This window comes from Nocardia spongicola, assembly GCF_047200775.1.
GTDB lineage: Bacteria > Actinomycetota > Actinomycetes > Mycobacteriales > Mycobacteriaceae > Nocardia.
This window is the reverse complement of the sequence record NZ_JBJZOO010000019.1, coordinates 1-21,886: the sequence shown is the minus strand read 5'-3', so window position 1 is coordinate 21,886 and position 21,886 is coordinate 1. Positions and strand designations below refer to the sequence as shown.

Genomic DNA, 21,886 nt, shown 5'->3' with positions numbered 1-21,886 from the left:
GGTACTTGATCCTGGACCTGCTGATCCTGGGGAGCGAAGGAGTTCAGGGTGGCTGCTCACCTCATTGCCCATCGTGCCCTTCCCTTCCCGGTCGGGTCCAGGTCCAGGCCCAGGGCGGCCAGTTGATGGCGGTTGAGCACGCCATTCGGAGGATTCCGACGTCGTAGTCGGGGAGCGAGACGAATTCGCTCTACGCGTTCTCCCGCGGCTTCCGATGAGCCGACGAGATCTTCAGCAGCCCAATACGTTACCGGCGTCGAAGCGGTAGCCGATGTCGGTGAAGTGTGGTCGATCTCGGTGTGTATTCGACGCAAGGGCAGTGCATATCGCCGTGTTCGAGGAGATCGGTGCTGCCCCGACCCGTCCTATCCGTTGTTTGCCCGGCATGTCGACGGGTCGGGGAGAAGCGCCACAGTAAATGTTCAGACGGCTTGTTGTCGCGTCTTTTCGTGGGAAGGCGGCGTCGTGGTGTGCCCGTGCGTGTCGAGGGCTACCGCCGGGGATGTCTCGGTGGCGAATGTCCGCAATTCGGTGACGAGGGCGTCGGGGGCCTCGAGGGCGGGGAAGTGGCCGACGTCTGGAAGGACCCGCCACGATCGCAGTGTCGGAAGCAGCGGACCAGCCCATTCCCGCACCGGCCGGACGACGTCTTGTCCGAGCTCGAGTACGCCGACGGGAGCCGATACTGCCCACGGTCCGCCCCAGGTGGCGACGAAGTCCGCGTCTGTTCGGTTCGATTCGAAGTAGAGTTCGGCGCTGGTGCTCGCGGTGCCGGTGAACCAGTACAGGGCCGCGGTCGCGACCTGGAACTCGAGTGGCACTCCGCATCGGTCGAGCACCAGTCCTGGTGCGCTCCACTCACGAAACTTCTCGCAGATCCAGGCAAGCTGACCGACCGGGGAGTCGTGGAGCCCATAGGAAAGGGTATGGGGTCGGGTGGACTGAATCTTGCGCCAACCTGAGGCCACTTGTTCGAATTCCAAAGCGAAATTCACCTTTGCCTGGTCGTCAGGGCTGAGCGCGGCCACGCTTGCGGGCCCGTCCGGAGGGAAGGTGGCGAGCATGGACAGGTGCACCCCCCTGACATCGCCCGGGGCGGCCTCGGCCATCCGCAGGGCGATCGGGCTCCCCCAGTCGCCCCCGTGGACGAGGTAGTGGCGATAATTCAGTGCCGCCATCACTTCGACGAACGCCTGCGCCACCCGACGCGTATCCCAACCGGGGGTATCGGGGTGCGGGGAGAATCCGTAGCCGGGGATGGACGGTACGACCACGTGAAACGCCTGCGCCGACGGATCGGTTGGCTGTGCGAGTTCGCGTGCGATCGGGAGAAATTCCATGAAGCTGCTCGGCCACCCGTGCACCAGCACAAGCGGTATGGCATCCGTTCGCGGCGAGGGGAGATGGACGACGTGTACCTCTGTTCCACTGACGGGGACCATGAGCTGCGGGAACGAGTTGACGGTTTTCTCGGTCTCGCGCCAATCGAATTCTTCGGCCCAGTACCGCGCTGCTTCCCGCACGGCTTCGGCAGGCATGCCCCGATCCCAATCGTCATCTGTGCCGACGAGGGACGGCCACCGCGCGGTGCGCAGGCGGTGGCGGACCTCGTCGATCTCCTCGTCGGTGATGTGGACTGTGAACTCACGCATGGACACTGTTACTCCTCGTCGGGATGCTGGATCGAGTGCGGTCGGCACGCAGACCGCCCCAGAGGACCCGGGCGACTATGTGGGGATGGAATAGCGTGGCCGGAGACCGCATCAAGCCGGCTACCTGGAAGAAAGCGTTCGAGAGCACGGGGTCGACGGTTGCGGCCACGTGCAGCCTGCTGATGTACGCGTTGGCGAACCTGACGGGTATCGTGCGCCGTCCCTTGGCCTTCGGGTAGGCCAGGTCCGCACCGGCCGATACCGACCACGCTTGTCCGATGACGCGAGCGCAGGCCCGAAGGTACGTTCGCGCCGAGAAGCGTGGCATTGCCAGCAGGCGGTCCAACTCGAGTGCCTGGAGTGCCGCGACCGTCATCCCCTGGGCGTAGATGGGATTGAGGCTGCAGATCGCGTCACCGAGCGGGACCAGATTGCCGAAGAGTTCCGGACAGGACTCGTAGTGACGCCATCTGCTGGCCGGGTAGGTCAGCTTCACGGGTGGGTCGACCACCTCGGCGTCCCGCAGAGCCTGGTGAATCGATGGCACGGGCAGGGACCGCGCGAACTCCATGAAGCCGGGAAGGTCCGTCGGGGCGTGGTCGCCCAGCATGCCGGTGAGTGAGACCTCGACCTCGTTGTCCTTGTGTGGGGAGCGGTAGAAGAAGCAGCCGCGGGGCGCCTCGGGTGAGTTGGCGAGGATGGTGGCGATCTTGTCGCCGAAAGGGTCTTCCGGGACGGCGAATCGAGCGCTGGTGTAGGCGAGTCCGATCTGGACGGTCTCCTCGTCAGGTGGGGTCATGCCATACGCGGACATCCATTTCGCCAACCTGCCGCCGCGACCCGAGCAGTCCACGACGAAGTCGGTCTCGACATCTTCCGCGGTCCTGGTCCGCAGGTTGTACAGCTCGAGACCGGTGACCTGCTGATGCCGGGTCCGCAGGGTGGTGACCTCGGTCTGGTCACGAACAGTGACGTTGGGTAGAGCGGTGACCCGCCGCCGCACCTCGAACTCGAGTGTCGGCCGGGTAGCGGGTATCGAGGTCAGGCCGGACTTGCCCGGTGCAAAGAGTTGTCCACCGAAGTACCAGTTGATGTCGGAGTTGAAATCTCCTGGCACAACTCCGCGTTGCCGCAGTTCCCCGGAGATTCCGGGAAAGAGCGTTTCGAAGATTTCCTGGCCACGAGCAACCAGGCCGTGGGCGTGGCGGCTTTGGGCGACACCTGGCCGTGGCTCCGCCCGGTCCGGCAGTGGGTCGCGATCCACCACGACCACCTCTGTGAAGTGGTCACTGAGGACTCGGGCGGTCAGCAAGCCGGCGAGTCCGGCGCCTACCACCATGGCGTGGTCTCGTTGCATGGGTTTCCTTTTCGGTCGGCTCATGCGTTCTCAGATGTAGAGCGTGTGTGGAGCCATGCCGCAGGCAACTCGTCCGTAGAGCTCGTCATTGGTTTCGGGATTCATCACCGCGTGCAGCGAGAGAGTGTGCATATCGCGTTGAATCCGCTGGATCGGCACGTGCAGGTAGGTCGAGGACCCGCCACTGATGCTCGCGAGCAGATCGACGGCTTCCTTGGCACGCCGAGTAGCTCCGCCCAGGTGCAGCCGCATCCGGACCCGTTCCTCAACGGTCCACGGCGCTTCTGAGGCGGTCTTTTCGTCGCTGAACTGTGCGGCATGGGAGACGTGTAGGCGTGCCTCTTCCATCAGCCGGGACGCGGCGCCGACCTGGAGGTGGGTTACCCCGGCCTGGCTCTGGTCGGCATGGTCGGTGTAGGTGATGCCACGTCCGGGCAGCCGCTCGAGGAATGCGTCGATCGCGGCCTCGGCGAGGCCGACGGCTACTGCGCCCACTGTGATGCCCGCCATCACCATGAACGGTGTCCGGTACATGGGCACCGTCGCGTTGCTGTTGCTCGGCGGGGCGCCTGCGATCGCAGGACCCATGGGGAGCACATACGCATGGGGCACCCGGATACCGTTCGCGACCACCGTGATGCTGCCGGAGCCGCGCATCCCCGAGGTATGCCAGTCGTCGTCGACGACGAGGTCCGCGATCCGGACAGCAACCATGACCGGGATAGGTTCGGAGTTGTCTTCCTGGATGACCGCCGCCAGCGTGTTCCAGTGACTTTGGGCAGCTCCGGTGTTGAACGACCAACGCCCGTTGAGGATGTACCCGTCATCGGCCGCAACGGCCACGCCACCGGGCGACAGGATGCCTGCCACACGGCAGCTCGGCGTCCCGAAGATGGTCTTCTGCACGGTATCCGGGAACAGGCCTGCCATCCACGAGCTGATTGCCCACACCGCGAGGGTCCAGCCCGCGGCACCGTCACCCCGGGAGACGGCGCGCACAACCTCGTAGGTCGTGCGGTTGTCTGCCTCCATACCGCCGAGAGCGATGGGGATCCGCAGTTTCGGTAGCCCGGACTCCGCAAGCGCGTCGAGGACCGGCTGCGGCATCCGGCGGGCTTCGTCACCCTCCTGAGCGAAGTTCCGGAGGATCGGCAGCAGATCCGCGGTGATCTTTCCCAAATCGGTTACGGCAGTTGGTCGGTCAACCGGATTGGTGTCCAAGGCAGGCTCCTCGTTGGTCGGTTCTCGGTGTCTTCGTAGATGCGGTTCAAGCGTCTTCGAGCGTCAGCTGCTCGACAGGAACGTCGGGTGAGGCGGTCGTCTGCTGGAGGATGTCGACGTACCGGCGTGCCAGTCCGTTGGCGGTCGCGGGGTCGAAAAGATCACGGCGGTAGTCGAGGGTGCCCGCGATATCAGGCATATTCGGGTCGAGCGAGAGAGTCCAGAGGCATCCGTCGGGAATCTGCGCACCCTGGTCGTCCGAATTGCCGAGGCCGTCAGCACTTTCCGTAGTCCAGCGCCGTACCTCGGTGAATTCGAGGCCACCGACACGGGTGTGATCGAGTAGATGGGGGAACGGGAAAACCTGGAACACCGCTGTTGCCCGGTCCGATTGCATAGCGGGCATCATGGTTTCGGGCACCAGCGCCGGGATCGCCGGAATATCGTGCTCGCCTGCTTCGAGCGCCGCGCCGCGGACCCGCTCGATCACCTCGGTGAGAGTGTGGCCTCCGCGCAGGTCGATCCGTAGCGGGGTGAAGTTGAAGAAGGGACCGATGGTCTCTTCGAAGCCAGGGGGGCGACCAGGGGAGAAGGTCGGCACGGTGACCTCGGGTTCCCCTTCCTCGGCGCACAGTAGCGCGTAGGCCGCGAAGCAGACCATGAACAGCGTCGCGTTATGTGCCTTGGCCGTCTTGTGGATCCTGGCGGTGGTTTCCGCATCGATCGTGAAGCGGCAGGTGCCGGTTGTTTTGACGCGTGCGCTACCGCGAGGCATATCGGTGGGCCAGGTCTGGATGCGTGCGCCGTCCAGAACGCGGCGCCAGTGCTCGCGATGCCGCTCGGCGGTGTCCGAACCGAGGAATTTCTCTTCCCATGTGGCGTAGTCGCGGTAGGGGACTGGCTCGGGGAGCGGCTCCGAGATATGGCCTTGCTCGCGCGCCAAGAGGTCGGCGAGCTCACGCACGAGCACCCGGACCGCGACACCGTCGACCGCCAGGTGATGGAAGGTGAGGACCAGCAAATGGGTTTCGGGGTCGAAGACGACCAGGGTCGCGCGCAGTAGCGGCAGCTCGGTGGCAGGCAGTGGACTGTTTCGAGCGTGCGCGAGGTGCTCGGCTGTACTCCGGTCCCGATCGGTATCGCCGCTTTCCTGCACAACACGCAGCGGCACCGGCCGTGCGGGGTGGATCTCTTGGTGCGCGTCGCCCGCCGTAGTTCCACCGGCGCGTCGGATGATGGTATTCAGCACCTCGTGACGGCGGGAAAGCGAGTCGAGGGCGCGCTGTACCTCTTCGACACTCACCTCGCCGTACACCCACCAGCCGTGGGTGATTGTGTAATGGGGGCCGAACGGTCCGTCGTCGCCATCGTCGTAGGCGCAGATGAATTGCTGGTTGGCGGTGAGACCGCAGGTGGTGATCGGATCTGGCATCAGGGTCTCCTGAAGTCGATCACGGCGCAGAGTTGCCGTGGTGAGGGTGCGTCGAAGATCTGACGTGCTGACAGTTCGACACCGGTGCGCTCGGAGAGTGCGGCAGCCAGACGCATTGCGGTGATGGATTGCCCGCCGAGATCGAAGAAGTTGTCGTGGGGTGCGACGGTGTCGGCGTGGAGGAACTTGCCGAACAGCCGGCAGACCTCCGACTCGTCGACGAGTCGTGGCACGGTCGCCGCGGCGATCTCGGACCAGTCCACCTTGCCGTTGGGGGTGAGTGGAAGGCTCGGCATCACCTTTACTTCCTCGGGAATCATGTAGTCGGGCAATACGGCTTGTGCCATGCGCCGTACGGCAGCCGGGGATTCCGTGGTGCCGGTGACCGCGGCTATCAAACGGGTGTGGTCGGTTGCGGGGTCGAGCGCTTTGACGGCGACGTCGTGAACCCCGGTCAGATTCGATAGCGCGTATTCGACTTCCGCGAGTTCGACTCGGAAACCACGGATCTTCACCTGCCGGTCGGCCCGTCCGAGCAGCACCAGTTCACCGCGGTCATCTATTCGGCCGATGTCTCCGGTGCGGTAGATACGATCGAACGGTTCCTCGGGGCGACGGACGAATCGCTCGCTCGTGAGCTCGGGTCGACCCAGGTACCCGGCCGCGAGACGTTCACCACCGATACAGATCTCGCCGACTTCGCCCGCTGGTAGTTCGTGCAGGTCCGCATCGACGACCGTGATGGTCGCGCCGGCGAAAGCGTGTCCGCCCAGGGCGAGGAGGTCGATATCGGCGACGGTGCGATAGCTCTGCGTGGTCGAGAACAGTACCCCTTCGGTGCAGCCGTAGATCGGTCTGACCGTGGTTCCCTGGCAGTGCTCGAGAACGGCACGGATGGCAGCGGGTGAGACTACGTCACCGCCGGTCGCGACCTCGCTGATGCCGGTGAGCAACGACGGACGGTCCGCGGCGACGGCGCGGAAGAGGCCTGCGGTCAGGTGTAACGACTGGCCCTGGAGTCGCTGTGCGAGGGCGGCGATCACGGTGTAATCCAACGGGCCGTCCGGTGCCATCACGATCGTCCCGCCACGTGCGAGTGGCACCCACATCTCATAGGTACTCAGCTGGAATGCGTGGGGTGCGACCATTCCCAGCCGGTGATGGTGTCCGTCATCCCAGGTCGGGTCGAGTATCAGTCTCTCGACCGCGGCCCGAGGGATCGCGACACCCTTGGGTGTTCCGGTGGAACCGGAGGTGAACATCACGTAGGCCAGGGACGGATCGGCTCCGGTCCGCTGATCGAGCCCGGCTTCTGCGGAGTGGTCGTCCGATGTGATGACGCGCAGCGTTTCTCCGCTCGATGCGTCCGTCACCGTGACTGCCTGTGGGTACATCTCGGCGATCTGACGTGCCCGCGTAGAGGTATCGGCGGGGATCGGCACGTAATAGGCCCCTGCCCGCCAGATCGCGAGCAGCGCCGCTACGAGCTCGGGGGTGCGTCGCATAGCGACCTTCACCGGGGCACCGGATTTCACACCGGCCTCGGCCAGCGTGCGGTCGGCGTGTTCGGTCAGCCGAGCCAGGTCGTCGTAGGTGACGATGGTCACGGCGCCGTCGGGATCCAATGCCTCGATGGCCGGTTCCGACCCACGTGTTCGCAGGTGGTTGTCGATACGGTTCAGTAGGGTGAGTGTCATGCTGCTACCTGCGTTGGTGTGAGGGCGACCGGCATATCGGCGTAGCCGCGCAAGAACGAGGAGTAGATCGGACGAGGGTTGCCTGCTGGTTCGAGTCCGGTGATTCGTGTCCGCAGCAGCCGCAGCACGGCCCGGACCTGCAGTCCGGCCAGATGCGATCCGAAGCAGTAATGTGGGCCGTGACCGAAGGCCAAATGACGCCCGACGCGGTTGAGCCGCAGCGTTTCCGGGTCGTCGAAGACCCGGTCGTCATAGTTCGCGGAGACCAGCCAGCTGGTGACGATATCGCCGGCGCGGATGACCACATCGTCGAGTTGTATGTCCGCGGCGGCGACTCGCGCGATGTGGGCGACAGGCGAAGTGACACGCAGGATCTCCTCGCTCGCCTCCTCGGGGCTGACACTTCGGTGAATCAATGCCTCCAAGGACAGCGGGTTTCGGGCGAGTAGCGAGAATGCCGAGTTCAGGGTGAGCCGGGTCGTCTCATCGCCGGCAAGGAGAAGCCCGTAGCAGTTCAGTGCGATGTTCTCTTTGTCCATCCCGGTCGAGGTGGAGCCGGCGAGTACTTCGAGGAGCGTTCCTGGCCGGGGTGTCCGGGCGAGGTCGTCGAAATACTCGACGACCTCGATTCGCGCGATTTGCCCGGTCACCGGATCGGTATCGGCTTCATCGGCGCTGAGCGCGTCCTTGCTGCGGGCGAGCAGCCACGCGCGGTCTGATTGCGGAATGCCGATGAGGTCGCACACCACCGTGATGGGCAGCCGTTCGCTGAGCAGCGGTGCGATATCGACTACACCGCCGGTCTGCGCGGCGTGGTCCAGGAGTTCGTCGAGGTAGAGCGTGGCAGCGTGCTCGATGCGCGGGGGCAGTGCGTTGAGGAAGGTCCGGAAATACGGGCCGCCCATGATCCGGCGGAGGCCGGTGTGGTCCGGCGGGTCCATGACGGCCATCAGCCGCCCGCCGGCCGGATCTCCCCCTTCCTGCAGCGATAGCAGCATATTGCCTCGGCTGGATATCAGTCGCCGCTCGGAGGCGAGTGCCTGCACATCCGCGTACCGTGGTACGACCCAGAACCCTGGCCTGCCGTCAGTGGGCGGCGCCCAGTGCGCGGGGCCCGCGTCGCGTAGCCGGCGCCAGCGCTGTGGTATGTCGCGCTGTTCCAGAGATTGGGGTGTGCCGAGCAGAGAGAGCCAGTCGGTGGTCATCACGTCAGACGGCCCGTCGGATGGCATCGTAGAGCGCGGCGATATTGCCCTTGCCGAACAGTTCGGCGCCGCGGCGTTCGATGATTTCGGCGAAGGAAGTCCGTTGTGGGTGCTGTGAGTGGGCGAAGATCTGGTAGAGATGGCCGCCGTGGTCCTGGTCGGCGAGAATTCCGAGCCTGCGGAGGTCCTCGATATCGCGGTCGAGGCCGGGCACCCGGTCCGGCAGCCGGTCGTAGTAGGCATCCGGGGTATCGAGGAACTTGATACCGCCGTCGATGAGGGTCTCGACCGCGTGAACGATGTCTTCCACGCGGTAGGCCACATGCTGGACCCCGGCGCCGACGTGATTCTTGAGGAAGTGGTCGACCGGTCCCGGATTGAGCGCGAGGTCGGGTTCGAGGATCGTCAGCGTGAGGCTGTGCCCGACACTGGTGACCACCCATGAGTTCATTGCCTGGCCGCCCACTTCGGTGCGTTCGGAGAAGACCCGCTCGAAACCGAATCCGCGGGTGTAGTACTCCACGGTGAGCTCGAGCTGACCTGCCGGTACCAGGAAAGCGAAGTGGTCGATCGCCTGAACACCAACGGGATTTCGATCCGGGCTGAGCACGGCATCCTGCTCCACAGGCTCCACCAGAGTGTGCGTGACATCGCCGAAACCCGCGACGACAGCCTGCAATTGCCCGTCGACCGAACCGGGCTTCTCGATCCCCTCGACTCCTCGCTCGATCAGCGCGGCATATGCCGCGCTGACATCGGGGGTCTCCAGCGCGATATCGGCGACGCCGAAGCCGTGGCGGGCCAGGTACGCGGCAGCGCGGGGCTCTAGCCGAGGCTCGACTACGACACCTACCGCATCGCCTGCTCGCAGCCAGACTGTCCGCTCGGCGGCCCGCACCGCCCATGGGCCTGTATCGATCCGGCGAAGCCCCGACTCTCGCTCCAGCGTGCGGGCTGATTCCTCGGCGTCTTCGGCGAAGAATCGGATATGAGACAGCTCGAGTGTGGGGTCGGACATACCTGCCTCGTTCGTCGTCGATTCGTCCGCAGCAGCGGCTTTGACTGTCATGGTGCTCGGACTTCGACCCCGCCTTCACCTTCTCGAATGCGTTGCTGTCCTGTCCGGAGCGACCATTGGGCACCGGCTACTTATGTGGTCGCTCAGCCCGCGAAACCGTGATCTGAGTGGGGCGCTCCCGCAACGTGAGACGGCGCAAGGCGCTACGGCTGATCTCACTATCGGAAGCGTCCACGGTGGGTTGGGTGAACAGATCGAGGGCGTAGCCTTCGAGTGTCGGCCGGGTGCGGCTGTAGACGACCAGTGGCGATTCCTCGACGAGCTGCCGTACCGAGCGCAGATTGAGTTTGCTCCCGTGGTGCACGATGATGTCGCGGTGGCGCTCGTGGAAGAAGAGATAGCCGTCCTCGTCCGTCGAGAACATATCGCCTGTGTGGACTGTTCCGCGCTGTTCCTGATGCTGGTTTCGCCGGAGGGCGCCGACGCGGCGTTTCATCGCGGTGTCCGTGTGGACGATCAGTTCCCTGACTTCACCAGGGACCGTGGGGGAAACCACCCGTACGCCTTCGATCGGAAGCCCGACGGAGGCCAGCCGGGCATCGTCGACATCGTCGGTGAGCAGAGTCGAGACCCGAGGGCCCGCTTCGGTCAAACCGTAGGTTATCGCGAGACTTGTGGTGTTGCACCGGTCACGGAGCCGACGGACCTCGTCGAGTGGTAACTGGGCGCCGCCGACGGAGAGCGTTCGCAGTGAGCTCGGGGACTGCCAGTCACCGGACAGGAGGTCGCGAACCAGCCACGGGGTCAGCGCGGCGACGTCGATTTCGTAGCGCGACAGGGCGGCATTGAAATTGGTCGGCGTGAAAGGCGGCGGTGCCAACACGATCGAACTGTCACTCCGGAAGGCGGCAAGCACTTGAGCGACAAGAGCGAAGGAGAAGTAGAGAGGCAGGCTCACCAACGTCCGGTGCCCGGTTCCGATACCGAGCGAACGGAGATGCCGGAGCCCGTTGGTGAGCAGTGCATCGATATCGTGCACACATCCCGTGGCGATACCTGATGTTCCCGAGGTCAGCAGTACGACCTCACCGGGACGGTACGGCCGCTGTGCATGGTTCGGCGTAGGAACGTGGCGCAGGTCGATTTTCGGACGTAACCCGGTGCCCGACAACGTGGCCACAGCGCGGCATTGCAGTGCCGAAGCGGCCCGAAGAAGCCGATCGTCGCGTCCAGGGCCATGCGGTACCGGCACCAGGCCCGCATCGAGTACGGCGAAGAATGCGCCGACGGTGCCGAGGCCATGCGTCGAAGCCAGTAAGACGGCATCTCCTGCCTCCAACGACGCTTTCCGCAGGACGGCCGCGGTCTGTTCGAACGACGCCAGCGCGCTCGCTTCGGGGTCACCCGCATCGATGGCTGTGCCGAGAAACCGGAGCAGGCGATTGTGGTCGATCACGACGTACCGTTCGGCTGGATCGTTGTTGTCACTATGTGGCGGTCGGGTGCGGGTTGCTCATGGCAGGCGATGACGACGCGCCCGCAGCCGGACGACAGCCAGCGAGTGACCACGGGACCGAGTACGTCCATGCCGTGGTCACCGAGAGAGGTGAGCACCATCGACGGTCCGTGCAGACCGTGCACGATGCAGGCCACCGCTGCGAGAGTGCCGGGTGCGGCCGCGGCGAACAAGCGCGGCGACAATCGACCCGTACCGGTGTGGTTCCGTACTTGTGTCAGGGTCGTGACCGGCCCGATGCTCGATACCACCACCAAACCGGTCGGCCCCGCGTCGGAGGAGGCAGGTTCCTCGGTAATCCGTTCACCCACAGCATGGCTGACCATCCACGCGATGGGGTCGGCCTTGATCCGTCCGCGAGGTGGTTTCATCGGGTTCTCGACGAGGTCGAACACGTGCCTGCGGCATCGTTCTTCGGTTATCACGTGGCCCTCACTACGACGCAGGTGTTGAAGCCACCGAAACCGAGACTCACGGTGATCCCGATGTCGCCGCCGGGCTCGATGGTCCGAGCTGTCGCCGAGACCCGCAGCCGGAGCTCGGATCGGGGTTCGCGTAGCCCGAGCACCGGAGGGACCTGTCGGGTACGAAGCATCTGCAAAGTGACGATCAGCTCGACGGCCCCCGTAGCGCCGAGACTATGCCCCAGCGCACCTTTGGTGGCGGCCACCATCGGTCCCGGCTCGGTGTCGCCGAAAGCCAGGCCGAGCGCATGCGCCTCCGCGTAATCGTTGATCGTGGTTCCCGTGGCGTGGGCGCTCACTACGGCGACATCCGATGGCTCGGCGTCCGCCTCGCGCAGTGCGAGACCGATCGCCCTGGCCACATAGGATCCAGAGGGGTCGAGCTCGGTGAGACCTGCGGCATCGTTGCTCGAGCCACAGCCGATCATCTCGCCGAGGACCGAGCCGCCACGGGTTCGGCGATGGTGATCGGACTCCAGGACGACCAGTCCGTATCCTTCGCTGACCAGCATGCCGTCGGCACTGGTGTCGAATGAGCGGACAGTATGCGGTGACATCGTCCCGAGTACGGAATGCCCCAGCCGCTTGGCCTCCGTGAGTACGTCGATACCACCGCACAGGCATACGTCGGCGAGACCGGCCAGCACCAGGTCGCGGCCGACGGAGATCGCGTCTACTCCGCTGGAACAGGTGGTGGACAGGACAACTGGGGCCGGTAGTCCGAACTCGGCACAAGACTGTTCAGCCCATGCGAACAACCCCTGCTCGGTGTCGAGGGACGCGCCGAAGCTTGTTCCGAGGACCACCGCCCACCGCTTCGTCGATGCCGCCGCGTCAAGTCCGGCGTTCTCCAGCACTGCTGAGAAACCGTGCCGAGCCAGGTATACGATCCGGTCTGCCGGACTGGTCCGGGTGTAGTCCAAGCCTGCGGCCAACCCCGCGTCGAGGTTACGCAGCTGGTGCGGGCTCGGTACCGGTCCTAGGCCCCCTTTGCCCTGTAGCAGGGCACTCCACACCTCGTCGATTCCGGTGCCGAGAGGGGTCGACCAGGCGTAGCCGGTGATCGCGACCGGTGTCACCACAGCTGCTCGCCCATACGATCGAGCGATACCCGGCTCAGTGTCCCACGAAAGAGTGCGACAGTACGCTGTTCGACGTGCGCTCGGGCTCCGAACAGCATCATATCGTCCAGCAGTCGCCGCACTCTGAGATCGAACTGGACCACATCCCCCGGGACGACCGGAGCGGTGAAACGTGAATTCAACGAACCGATGAGGGTCATCTCGTCGTCCCGGAGCGGGCGGGAACTCAGCAAGTAGAGCACGATGCCTGCTTGGGAGAATGTCTGCGCGAGATGGGTTCCCGGAAATACCGCCCGCTCCGGGAAATGACCGGCGATCGCGTCCATGTTCCCGGACACGGCCAACAGCCCGGTGAGTGATTCTCCCGGGACATGCGTCGTTACCCGGTCGAGGTAGAGCATCGGGTGACGATGGCGCAGTAGCGACTTGATCTGGCTGAAGCCGAGCATGCTGTCGGTGTGGTGCGCCGCGTGATTGTCCGCAGGATCTTCGGTATGCGCGGCGGAGATGCTTGTCGACACGTCAGGCATGGTTGTTCTCCTGCGAAATGGTTGGTTGTCCGCTCATGAGACTCGATCGCAGTTCTGCGGGAATGGGCTTGGCACGGCCTTCGCGATCGACGAGGCAGAACGTCAGCGCGCCGGTGGCGATTTCCACCATTCCGTCCTTGGTGGTGGCTCTCGTGTGGACGATGATGCGCGCGCCGGTGACCCGCTCGACCTCCGCCGTGATGTCGATCGGTTCGGCGTACCGTGCCGGGGATCGGTATACCGCTGAAATGGTGGCAATGGCCAGGTCGTGATGGGCCGTGATCCAGTTCGCCGAGTCCGCGGCATGCTTATCGAGTCCGCGCAGGGCCACGGTCTCGAAGAGGGAAAGATACCTCGTGAAGTGAACGACGCCCTGCGCGTCGGTGTCGATGTGCTCGATCACGTGGCGCAGCGAACCCAGGCTCATCGGGGGGCTCCCGCTGCCTCGAAAGCATCGATGCCGCGCGCCAGCCGGTCGACCAGCTCGGCCGACTCATCGGAGGTGATCGTCAGGGGCGGGACGATACGTAATGTGGGGAACACGTAGCGGTGATTCCGGGAGCGGCGTCCGGCGCCGGCCATGAACTCCACCAGTACGCCGTGTTCCGCGAGCGAGCGCCGCAGTGCGGGGATTCGCTCGGATCCGAGTTCGGTCATCTCCACGCCGAGCAGCGCCCCGGTCCCGCGCACCTCACGGAAGAGGTGGCCGCGCTGTCCGACCAGTTCCTGATTCATCCTGGAGATCAGTTCGTCGCCACGTTCCGCGGAGGACGCGAGGAGTCCGGTGTCGTGGATGTGACGCAACCCGTGCCGGGCCACGCTGCACGCGAGAGGGCGTAAGTCATTGGTGGATACCGCGCCGGACGTACGGATACGCAGTTCACGACGGGCGATGACCACAGAGAAGGGGATAGCTCCCATTCCGATGCTCTTGCCGACCACTGTCACATCGGTTGGCACTGGTCCGTCGGAGTCGCGCATGGCCAGCAGCGCACCGGTTTTGGCGAAGGTCAGTACTTCGTCGGCGACGAGCAGACCTCCCGCACGCGCGGTGAGATCAGCGACCTCGCGCAGGTATCCGTCGGGAGGTTCGAGGATGCCTGCGTCGCCCTGAATGGGCTCGATCACGGTCGCCAGCAGGCGGTTGCCGTACTCGTCGATGAACGCATGGAGTGCGTCTTCGTCGCCGAAAGGGATGTGTCGCACGGTCAATCCCGAAGCCGCCGCCGTATCCGGTATCGGCAGGCCGCGTCGGTAGTGACGGCGGTTCAGCAAGGGAAGCAGGCCCCCCGTCCAGCCGTGCCATGCGCCTTCGAAAGCGAGCACAGTGTCCCGGCCTGCCCGCGGGCCTGCCCGGCCGGTGGACATGTCGACCCGAGATTCCAGCACGAGTCGCAGCGCGAGCTCCAGACCTTCCGATCCAGAGCTACGTCCACTCGCGACATAATCGCCGTACGCGAAGTGATCGACGAGCAGCCCATCGGGGCCGAGCAGATCCAGGAGGAACTCCGAGCGCTCGGCGGCGCCGATTTCGTCGGTGGCTTGTCCGGCAGCCAGCCCGGTGGCCAGGGCGTCTGCAACCACAGGATGTGCGGCTCCCAGACATGCGCTGGCGTAGGTGCCACTGGCGTCCATGGCGCGGATCAGCTCACCGCGTCGGGGGCCTGCGGTGACAACGGCGTCGGCCCAGATGCCGTCGCCGCCGATGACGGCGAGATCGAGCTGCCTACCGCCGTAGTGGTCGAGATGCAGATCCATGCCGTCGACCAGGCGTTGTGCGTCGGTGGTCTGTCCTTCGGGACGTCGGTTCACCATCATTGGCGGGTTCGTACGAGCTCGGCGATTGTGCTGACAGAACGGAAGTTCTCCGGGGTGAAGTCGTCATCGCTGATACGGATACCGAACTTGTTCTCACACTGGACCCGCAGTTCGACGAACCCAAGGGAATCCATGCCGTGGTCGGAACGAAGACTGTCGCCGTCCTTGATGGACATCGCATCGGATTCCGTCATCATGTCGTCGTCGATGATGGATCGGATCTGGTCCTCGATACTCATGTGTCACCCCTCTGGTTCGGGATCAGGGACCATCACGATCGCGCGCACGCAGGCTTCTGTTCATCTCTGCGCGTGCCTTGTGCGCCTCCGTCCTCCGCTGTTCATCCACTTTGCCCCGAGTTGTCGTGGTGCTGCGCACGCAAGGAGAAGGCAGGAGCGTGGCAACTCGCGACGGTGAGGAAGGAGATCGAATCGGTGATAGGAGCCATGGTGCGACTGGAAAATATCTATATCGCTGGCACCGGTACTGCTTTGGGTGAGTTGCGGTCGATCGATGAGGCGGTGACGGCCGGGGAGTACCCGATCGATCTCGCCAAGGACGACGGCTATGTGTCGGTGTCGATCTGTGAGGATGTCCCGGCAATCGAACTGGCGGTAGGCGCTGCGGAGCAGGCACTGGACCGCGCAGCGCTCGGAACCAACGCGGACCTGCTGCTACACGCATGCGTGGGTTTCCAAGGCCTGGACGATTTTGCTTGCGCCGCCTACTTGCACCACCGGTTGCTCAAAGGTGATGGGGTGCCCTCGGAGGTGCGGCAGGCATCCAATGGTGCATTGGCGTCGCTCGAACTGGGTGCCGCGTTCCTTGCCGCACGGACCGATCCCGCGTATGCGCTCCTGGCTACGAGCGATGTGTTCGCGCCACCGATGTATGCCCGCTACGGCACCCCGGGCACGTTGTACGGCGATGCGGGCACCGCGTTGGTGCTGTCGAACCGGCCCCAACGACTACAGATCCGCTCGATCGTCTCGGCAAGCGACACCACGCATGAACCGTTGCAGCGAGCGGGCGTGCCCTGGATGCGCCATACCGGTCAATCCGGTTGGCCGATCGATGTCGCGGGTCGTGTCGCAACCTACGTCGAAGAACACGGCCCCGAGGCAATGATCGACCTCGTCTCTCGGATTCGGGCCACCGAGCAGTCCACGATCGACACCGCGTTGGCCGAGGCGGGGATAACCACCGATCAGGTCACCGCATGGATCTTTCCGAATATGGGCCTCACTCTCACCGACTGGGACGCGCGGACCGCCGCGGGCGTCGCGGTCGAGCGATCGACCTGGGAGTGGGGGCGGACGGTCGGGCACCTCGGCGCAGGTGATCCCTTCGCGGCGCTCGACCATATCGAGGGGACGTTGACCCCGGGTGACCACGTCGTGATCAACGGCTCGGGAACGGGCTTCACTTTCACATCAGCCGTCGTAACCGTCGTGGAGGCCGAGGCATGAGCGGGCCGACCCGGGACGAATTCATCGAGGTCGTCGAACGTCTCGAATTACCTGTGAACGCAGCTGGTTTGCGATCCGACTTCGATCAGGAGGTGCGCTGGCGTTCTATGCACCGAGTTCGGCTCATGGCAGCCCTCGGCGAACTACATCCGGACACCACTCCCGATGTGACGGCGGTGTTCGCGGCAGCAACCGCGTCCGAAGTCTTCGCTGTCGTCACGAACGGGGACGACCGATGAGCGGCCGGTTCCTGAGGAATGTGCTGCACCGTTCGGTAGACCGCGTACCGGGTGCATCGGCGGTTTCTGTGGCGGGGGAGGAACTCACCTACCGGGAATTGTGGGACCGCGCGGGAGCTCTCGGGCGGAGGATCGCTCACGACCTGGGGACACCTGCCCGCGTGGGTGTGCTGACCAGCCGCACTCTGGAGACATACGTCGCGTATTGGGCGCTGGTGCGTCTGGGGTGCTCTATCGTGCCGCTCAACCCGTCGATGTCCGCCTCTCGATTGGCCGCGGCCCTGCAGGACGCGGAGGTCGGCGTACTGCTGTACACCGAGCATCATGCCGGGCTCGCTCGTGAGCTGGGCATGCGTTGTGCAGGGCTGGTTTTCGAACAGGTCGATCCCTCGACGGAAGGCGCCGAGCTGACCTACCCGGCCGCGAGAACCGGCGAACCCCGCAACGAGGCCTACACCATCTTCACCTCCGGTTCGACGGGGACACCCAAGGGCGTCCCCATCACCGATGACAATGTGCGGAGCTGGCTTCCCCATATCGTCCGCACCTACGCGACAACAGAGCCGATGCGCGTTGCTCAGACAGCCGACATCGCGTGGGATCTCTCGGTTTTCAATATGTGGCTGGCGTGGTCTGCTGGTGGCACCTTGGTAGACCCAGGGCACGAGGTACTGGTGAAGCCCGCCTCGTTCATCGCCGAAGCTCGCCTTACACACTGGTTCTCCACTCCGCAGTCGATAACTATGGCCGACCTGATGGGCGACCTGGAGCCGGGAGCGATGGATGGGCTGCGGTGGAGCCTGTTCGGGGGTGAACTGCTGCGATACGACCAGACCCGTCGCTGGATGGAAGCGGCGTCTACGAGCAGGCTCGCGAATGTGTACGGACCCACCGAGCTCACCTGCACCTGTTTCGACTACATCGCTCCGCGTGATCCCGCGGAGTGGCTGGTAGACCAGCGCGGAGTCCTCCCGGTCGGTCGCCCCCACCCGGCGGTCGACTATTCACTCATGCCGGTGGACGGAGCCGCGAACCGCGGCGAGTTGGTTGTGCGTGGCGCACAACGATTCGCGGGGTACGTCGCGTCGCGCGATAACCACGGCGCCTTCGTCCGGAGCGGCACTCGCGAGGGATGGGAGACGGTCGACCGGCCGGAGAGTTCGGACTGGTACCGCACCGGTGACCTGGTGGAGCAGCGCACCGACGAGCATGGCCGCGCACTGCTGTATGTCGTCGGACGTACAGACGATCAGGTCAAGATCGACGGCCACCGGGTGGAGCCACAGGAGATCGAGCACTGCGCCCGAACCTGCGTCGGAGTCGACGATGTCGCCGTAATAGCCCACAGTGTGGGTGCGGGAACCGAGTTGACGGCATTCGTCGTAGGAGATGTCCAGGACGACGCGCTGCTCACGCATCTGCGCGCGCGTCTGCCTGACCATATGATCCCGGCGCGCACTCGACGCCTGACGGTCCTTCCGCAGAATGTGAACGGCAAGGTCGACCGGCGGCGACTGCGTGCGGAGGCCGGGAGCTGAACCGGCAGTTCGTTGCCCTGTGGTCTGGTCGCGGTCACCAGACCACAGGCAGCCGCTCCACGCCGTACATACCGACTGATTCGGGCCGCATCGGCACGTCCTCGGGGTCGACGGCCAAACGTAGTCGCGGGAACCGCGCGAACAGTGCCGCGAAGATCACTTCGAGCTCCATGCGGGCGAACGAGCTCGCGAGGCAGGTATGCGGCCCATGGCTGAAGGTGAGGTGGTCGCGCGCATGTCTGGTTATGTCGAACGTGTGGGGATCCGGGTAATGACGCGGGTCGCGGTTGCCTGCCTCCAGCACCATCAGCACACCCTCACCGGCCTTGATCACCTCACCTTCGAACTCGATGTCCGCTACGGCCACTCGCTGGATCGGGTTGGTGATGATCGTCTGGTGCCGCATCAGTTCGTCGACGGCGTATCTCCAGAGCGAGGGGTCGTCTTGTAAGCGACGCAACTGGTCCGGGTGTTGTAACAGAGAGTAGGTACCGAGGCCGATCATTGTCGCGGTGGTCTCCGAGCCCGAAACCAGCACGATCATCGCGATCGAGACTACGTCGTCGCGTTCGAGGTTTCCCGGTAGCAGCTCGCCGTGCACCAGGCGGGACAGGAGGTCATCACCTGCTGCCTGCTCCTTGCTGGTGATGATCTTGTCCAGATGTGCGACGATCGCCCCGACAGCGGCGCCGACTTCCTGCTCCGAACTGGTGGCGTCCATCATCGCCCTGGTATTCGATTCGATGATGGGCCGGTCGGCGTCGGAGACGCCGAGGTGCCGGAAGATTGTGCCCGCGGTCACCGGCAGCGCATAGTCTCCGACGAGTTCGGCCGGCGGGCCGGAGTGCTCCATGGCATCGAGCGCCTCGTTCGCCAGCCGTGTGACCAGCGGACGGGCCTCCTCGACCCGGTTACGGGTGAACTCGCGGCCGAGGATCCTGCGCACTTTCAGGTGGCGCTCGCCGTCGCTGTGCGCGAAGGTGCCTGCGAGCGGTGACTCGAAATCGTCCTCGTACAGGAAGGGATAGCCGGGTCGGCGCTCGTCTGCGCTGAGCCGGTCGTCGTCGAGGAGTCGCCGGATGTGGTCGTACCTCGTGACGACCACACCCGTTCGGCCGCTCGGTAGTAGCGAGCGCTGGATCGGATATTTGTCCTGTAGCTCCGAATACTCTCGCGGTGGATGCAGCCGCGAGGTCCGGTGGGCGGGGTATGGGCAGGCGTTGTTCATCAGGCACCACTCTTTCGTCTGTTCTGGGGTCGGCGCGTGTTCCTGGCGCGGACGGTCGCGGGTTTTCTCTCCTGCTAAGCCAGGCGGTACAGGTCTCGAGCGGTGCGGTTGGCCTCGGTGAGCACCTCGGGACCGATGTGGTCGGCCCATTCGTCGAGTAGTGCTGTGAAACCGTCCGAACCGAGTCCGTCGAGTCGGCCGATGGCCTCACGAAGCTGGTGCCGGACATCCGGCGCGGGCTCGGCGCGCTGGATATCGCCGTACACCTCCCGCGATCCCGCGAGGATACGAGCGAGGACAGCGAGCAGAACTTTGGCCGGTGGTGGTGCGATGCTCCAGAGCATGCGGGCGTCGGCACCCGACGACGCCAATACTCCAGCGACACCGAGTGCCGCCGCGTGCGGCAAGATCTGTACCAATCGGATGGCTTCGTCGTGCTCTTGCGGTGCGGTGACAGTGGGAGCGGCGCCGACGGTCCTGGCCCACTCGGTCAGCTGGTCGACCGCGGCCGGTCGGCTGCGGTCGTCGGCGATCACCAGGATCGGACGGCCTTCGGCGGCGAGCACGGGATTGAACATCGGCGTGAACCCGACGAGTGTGCCGCGGAAGTCCGGCTCGCGCGGGAACTCGAAGTACGGTGTCTGCACCGACGATGTAGTCACCACCGGCACGTTCGCGCCGACTGCCCCGGCCACCCACGGCAGCGTCGTGATGCCTGCCGAATCCGGCAGTGATAGGACGACGGTCTCGGCATGTCCCACCAGTGCCCGTAGCTCGGGGTCCGGTGCTGTCACGTCGGCGACGACATCGCCGTCGTGCAGGTCGACGGTGACGACGTCGCTCTGGGATGCCAGTATGTCCCGGGCGATCCATCGTCCGATCACCCCGTTCCCCAGGATGACGACGCGGGCGTTCACGGCGCTACCTTCCGTTCGGGGCGGACAGCGGGCGCGCCGACGAGGGCATGATGCGGCACACTCGCTTTGACCAGAATTTCGGTGAACTCGTCTTCCGGGTCCGATAGCGCGGTGATCGCGCCGCCGATCCCTACTCTGGCCTCGTCGTCGCGTAGCACCGCGGTGCGGATCACCACATTCAGCCGGACAGCGCCTGATGCGTCGAGCCATCCGATGGCACCTGAGTAGACACCGCGTGCTTCGTTCTCGAGGCGGTCGATGATCTCCATCGTGCGAATCTTCGGCGCTCCGACCATGGACCCGGGAGGGAAGCACGAGCGTATGGCCTCGACCGAGCGCACGCCTTCGCGCAGCCTGCCCCTGACGACCGAGACCATCTGGTGGACAGAGCGAAAGGACTGGATCATGAACGGCTCGGGGACATGCACCGAGCCGGGTTCACACACCGCATTGAGGTCATGACGTACCAAATCGACGATCATCAGGTTCTCGGCGCGGTCCTTCACGCTTGCGGCGAGTTCGTGCCGCAGGTGTTCGTCTTCCCGAGGGGAACAGCCCCGAGGTCTTGTTCCTTTGATCGGGGCACTACTGACCTCGCGAGACGCGGCGATATCGAGGAACAACTCTGGTGAGGAGCTGAGCACGGTGATATCCCCGAGTCTGAGGTAGGCGCCGTAGGGAACCGGGCTGGCCGCGCGCATCCGCTCGTAGGCGGCGAGCCGATCGTGCGGGGCGGGCAACGTCGCCCGGTTCGTCAGGCACACCTCGTATGACTCGCCGTTCCGGATCAGGCGACTCGCTTCCCGGATATTCCACAGATAGGTGGTTCGGTCATCGCGCAGATCGAGCGCGCCCGCGTCGACCGGACCCGGTCGATAGTCCGCGCTGGAGGCCCGCGCGGACGTGTTCCGGAGCGCTGTGGACGACTCCGATCGTGTGGCGCCCCGTGGTGCCGGGACGGTCGCGACACTCCATGCGCGGTGTTCGTGATGGTCGAGGACGACGAAGCGGGCAGGCCAGAGCAGGGATGCGTCGGGGGTGGACGAGGTGTGGGCGGATGTTCCGCCACACAGCGCCTTCAACTCGTATCCGAGATATCCGACCAGACCTCCTCGGTACGGGATATCGGCTGGGAGTTCATCGGAATCGACCGATATGGCCTCGAGCAGATCGCCGATCAAGGCGAAGAGATCGCCGGCTACTGTGCGGGTGCCGATCGGTCCGCTCATCGTGAGTTGCTTGCGTGCCACGTCGTAGGTGAGGTGGACGTCGTCCGAGGTCCCGCCCATCACGGAATAGCGGGCGGCAGTGTGGTCACTGTTCTCGGCATCGAGCCAGAACGAGGTCGGGCCCTCGAACTGGGTGCGGAAGTGGTGTGCGGGCTCGCCAGGCCACGGGATCTCGGCGACCTCCGGGCGGATACGGAGGCGCCCGCCGGTGGCGACAAAGGCGGTGGCGCTTTCCGTCATCTCGACGGTGCGCAGGGGCGTTACGGCTCGGGCC

Annotated in this window: 20 protein-coding genes; 3 read left to right on the top strand and 17 right to left on the bottom strand. The window is 64.9% G+C overall.

Annotation, left to right across the window (positions count from 1 at the left end; genetic code table 11):
• Positions 1-422: 422 nt before the first annotated feature.
• From ACL02S_RS21680 to amcB, 14 genes are all read right to left on the bottom strand, one after another.
• Positions 423-1,652 carry an epoxide hydrolase family protein gene (locus ACL02S_RS21680; protein WP_412804316.1) on the bottom strand — a complete coding sequence of 410 codons (1,230 nt, stop codon included), beginning with the start codon at positions 1,650-1,652 and terminating at the stop codon, positions 423-425.
• Complete coding sequence (locus tag ACL02S_RS21675) at positions 1,645-3,009, bottom strand: FAD-dependent oxidoreductase (protein ID WP_412804315.1); 1,365 nt, start codon at positions 3,007-3,009, stop codon at positions 1,645-1,647. Before ACL02S_RS21675 ends, ACL02S_RS21680 begins: the two co-directional genes overlap by 8 nt.
• A 30-nt stretch (positions 3,010-3,039) precedes the next feature.
• Positions 3,040-4,230, bottom strand: coding sequence for an acyl-CoA dehydrogenase family protein (locus ACL02S_RS21670; RefSeq protein WP_412804314.1), 1,191 nt, complete (start codon positions 4,228-4,230; stop codon positions 3,040-3,042).
• 46 nt (positions 4,231-4,276) lie between these two features.
• The gene (locus tag ACL02S_RS21665) at positions 4,277-5,662 is read right to left on the bottom strand and encodes a condensation domain-containing protein (RefSeq protein ID WP_412804313.1); all 1,386 of its coding nucleotides are present in this window, start codon (positions 5,660-5,662) and stop codon (positions 4,277-4,279) included.
• Positions 5,662-7,359 (bottom strand): non-ribosomal peptide synthetase, encoded by a 1,698-nt coding sequence (locus tag ACL02S_RS21660; RefSeq protein ID WP_412804312.1) that lies wholly within the window; start codon positions 7,357-7,359, stop codon positions 5,662-5,664. The genes ACL02S_RS21665 and ACL02S_RS21660 overlap by 1 nt, the downstream gene beginning before the upstream one ends.
• Positions 7,356-8,564: a cytochrome P450 gene (locus ACL02S_RS21655; RefSeq protein ID WP_412804311.1), complete on the bottom strand. Its 1,209-nt coding sequence runs from the start codon at positions 8,562-8,564 to the stop codon at positions 7,356-7,358. The genes ACL02S_RS21660 and ACL02S_RS21655 overlap by 4 nt, the downstream gene beginning before the upstream one ends.
• Positions 8,565-8,568: 4 nt before the next feature.
• Positions 8,569-9,633 carry a VOC family protein gene (locus ACL02S_RS21650; RefSeq protein ID WP_412804310.1) on the bottom strand — a complete coding sequence of 355 codons (1,065 nt, stop codon included), beginning with the start codon at positions 9,631-9,633 and terminating at the stop codon, positions 8,569-8,571.
• A gap of 76 nt (positions 9,634-9,709) precedes the next feature.
• The gene (gene amcH, locus ACL02S_RS21645) at positions 9,710-11,038 is read right to left on the bottom strand and encodes an adenylate-forming 2-oxoglutaryl-ACP ligase AmcH (RefSeq protein ID WP_412804309.1); all 1,329 of its coding nucleotides are present in this window, start codon (positions 11,036-11,038) and stop codon (positions 9,710-9,712) included.
• Positions 11,035-11,523: a cispentacin moiety biosynthesis protein AmcG gene (gene amcG / locus ACL02S_RS21640; protein ID WP_412804308.1), complete on the bottom strand. Its 489-nt coding sequence runs from the start codon at positions 11,521-11,523 to the stop codon at positions 11,035-11,037. Before amcG ends, amcH begins: the two co-directional genes overlap by 4 nt.
• Complete coding sequence (gene amcF, locus ACL02S_RS21635) at positions 11,520-12,641, bottom strand: cispentacin biosynthesis acyltransferase subunit AmcF (RefSeq protein WP_412804307.1); 1,122 nt, start codon at positions 12,639-12,641, stop codon at positions 11,520-11,522. Before amcF ends, amcG begins: the two co-directional genes overlap by 4 nt.
• Positions 12,638-13,174, bottom strand: a complete 537-nt coding sequence (gene amcE / locus ACL02S_RS21630) for a cispentacin biosynthesis cyclizing decarboxylase AmcE (RefSeq protein WP_412804306.1) — start codon at positions 13,172-13,174, stop codon at positions 12,638-12,640. Before amcE ends, amcF begins: the two co-directional genes overlap by 4 nt.
• Complete coding sequence (locus tag ACL02S_RS21625) at positions 13,167-13,601, bottom strand: acyl-CoA thioesterase (protein WP_412804305.1); 435 nt, start codon at positions 13,599-13,601, stop codon at positions 13,167-13,169. The genes amcE and ACL02S_RS21625 overlap by 8 nt, the downstream gene beginning before the upstream one ends.
• Positions 13,598-14,992, bottom strand: a complete 1,395-nt coding sequence (amcC, locus tag ACL02S_RS21620) for an amipurimycin biosynthesis protein AmcC (protein ID WP_412804304.1) — start codon at positions 14,990-14,992, stop codon at positions 13,598-13,600. The genes ACL02S_RS21625 and amcC overlap by 4 nt, the downstream gene beginning before the upstream one ends.
• Complete coding sequence (gene amcB, locus ACL02S_RS21615) at positions 14,989-15,231, bottom strand: cispentacin biosynthesis acyl carrier protein AmcB (protein ID WP_412804303.1); 243 nt, start codon at positions 15,229-15,231, stop codon at positions 14,989-14,991. The genes amcC and amcB overlap by 4 nt, the downstream gene beginning before the upstream one ends.
• Before the next feature lie 207 nt (positions 15,232-15,438).
• On the opposite strand from amcB, the gene ACL02S_RS21610 reads away from it, so the two are divergent.
• From ACL02S_RS21610 to ACL02S_RS21600, 3 genes are read left to right on the top strand one after another with little or no spacing between them, the layout of a single operon-like run.
• Positions 15,439-16,461 (top strand): ketoacyl-ACP synthase III family protein, encoded by a 1,023-nt coding sequence (locus ACL02S_RS21610; RefSeq protein ID WP_412804302.1) that lies wholly within the window; start codon positions 15,439-15,441, stop codon positions 16,459-16,461.
• Positions 16,458-16,700, top strand: a complete 243-nt coding sequence (locus ACL02S_RS21605; protein WP_412804301.1) for a hypothetical protein — start codon at positions 16,458-16,460, stop codon at positions 16,698-16,700. The genes ACL02S_RS21610 and ACL02S_RS21605 overlap by 4 nt, the downstream gene beginning before the upstream one ends.
• Complete coding sequence (locus ACL02S_RS21600) at positions 16,697-18,238, top strand: AMP-binding protein (protein WP_412804300.1); 1,542 nt, start codon at positions 16,697-16,699, stop codon at positions 18,236-18,238. Before ACL02S_RS21605 ends, ACL02S_RS21600 begins: the two co-directional genes overlap by 4 nt.
• Positions 18,239-18,272: 34 nt before the next feature.
• On the opposite strand, the gene ACL02S_RS21595 is transcribed toward ACL02S_RS21600, so the two are convergent.
• From ACL02S_RS21595 to pabB, 3 genes are all read right to left on the bottom strand, one after another.
• Positions 18,273-19,466, bottom strand: a complete 1,194-nt coding sequence (locus ACL02S_RS21595; RefSeq protein ID WP_412804299.1) for a cytochrome P450 — start codon at positions 19,464-19,466, stop codon at positions 18,273-18,275.
• 74 nt (positions 19,467-19,540) lie between these two features.
• Positions 19,541-20,383: a hypothetical protein gene (locus ACL02S_RS21590; protein ID WP_412804298.1), complete on the bottom strand. Its 843-nt coding sequence runs from the start codon at positions 20,381-20,383 to the stop codon at positions 19,541-19,543.
• On the bottom strand, positions 20,380-21,886 hold a 1,507-nt coding region (pabB, locus tag ACL02S_RS21585), incomplete at its 5' end, for an aminodeoxychorismate synthase component I (protein ID WP_412804297.1). The genes pabB and ACL02S_RS21590, both read right to left, overlap by 4 nt.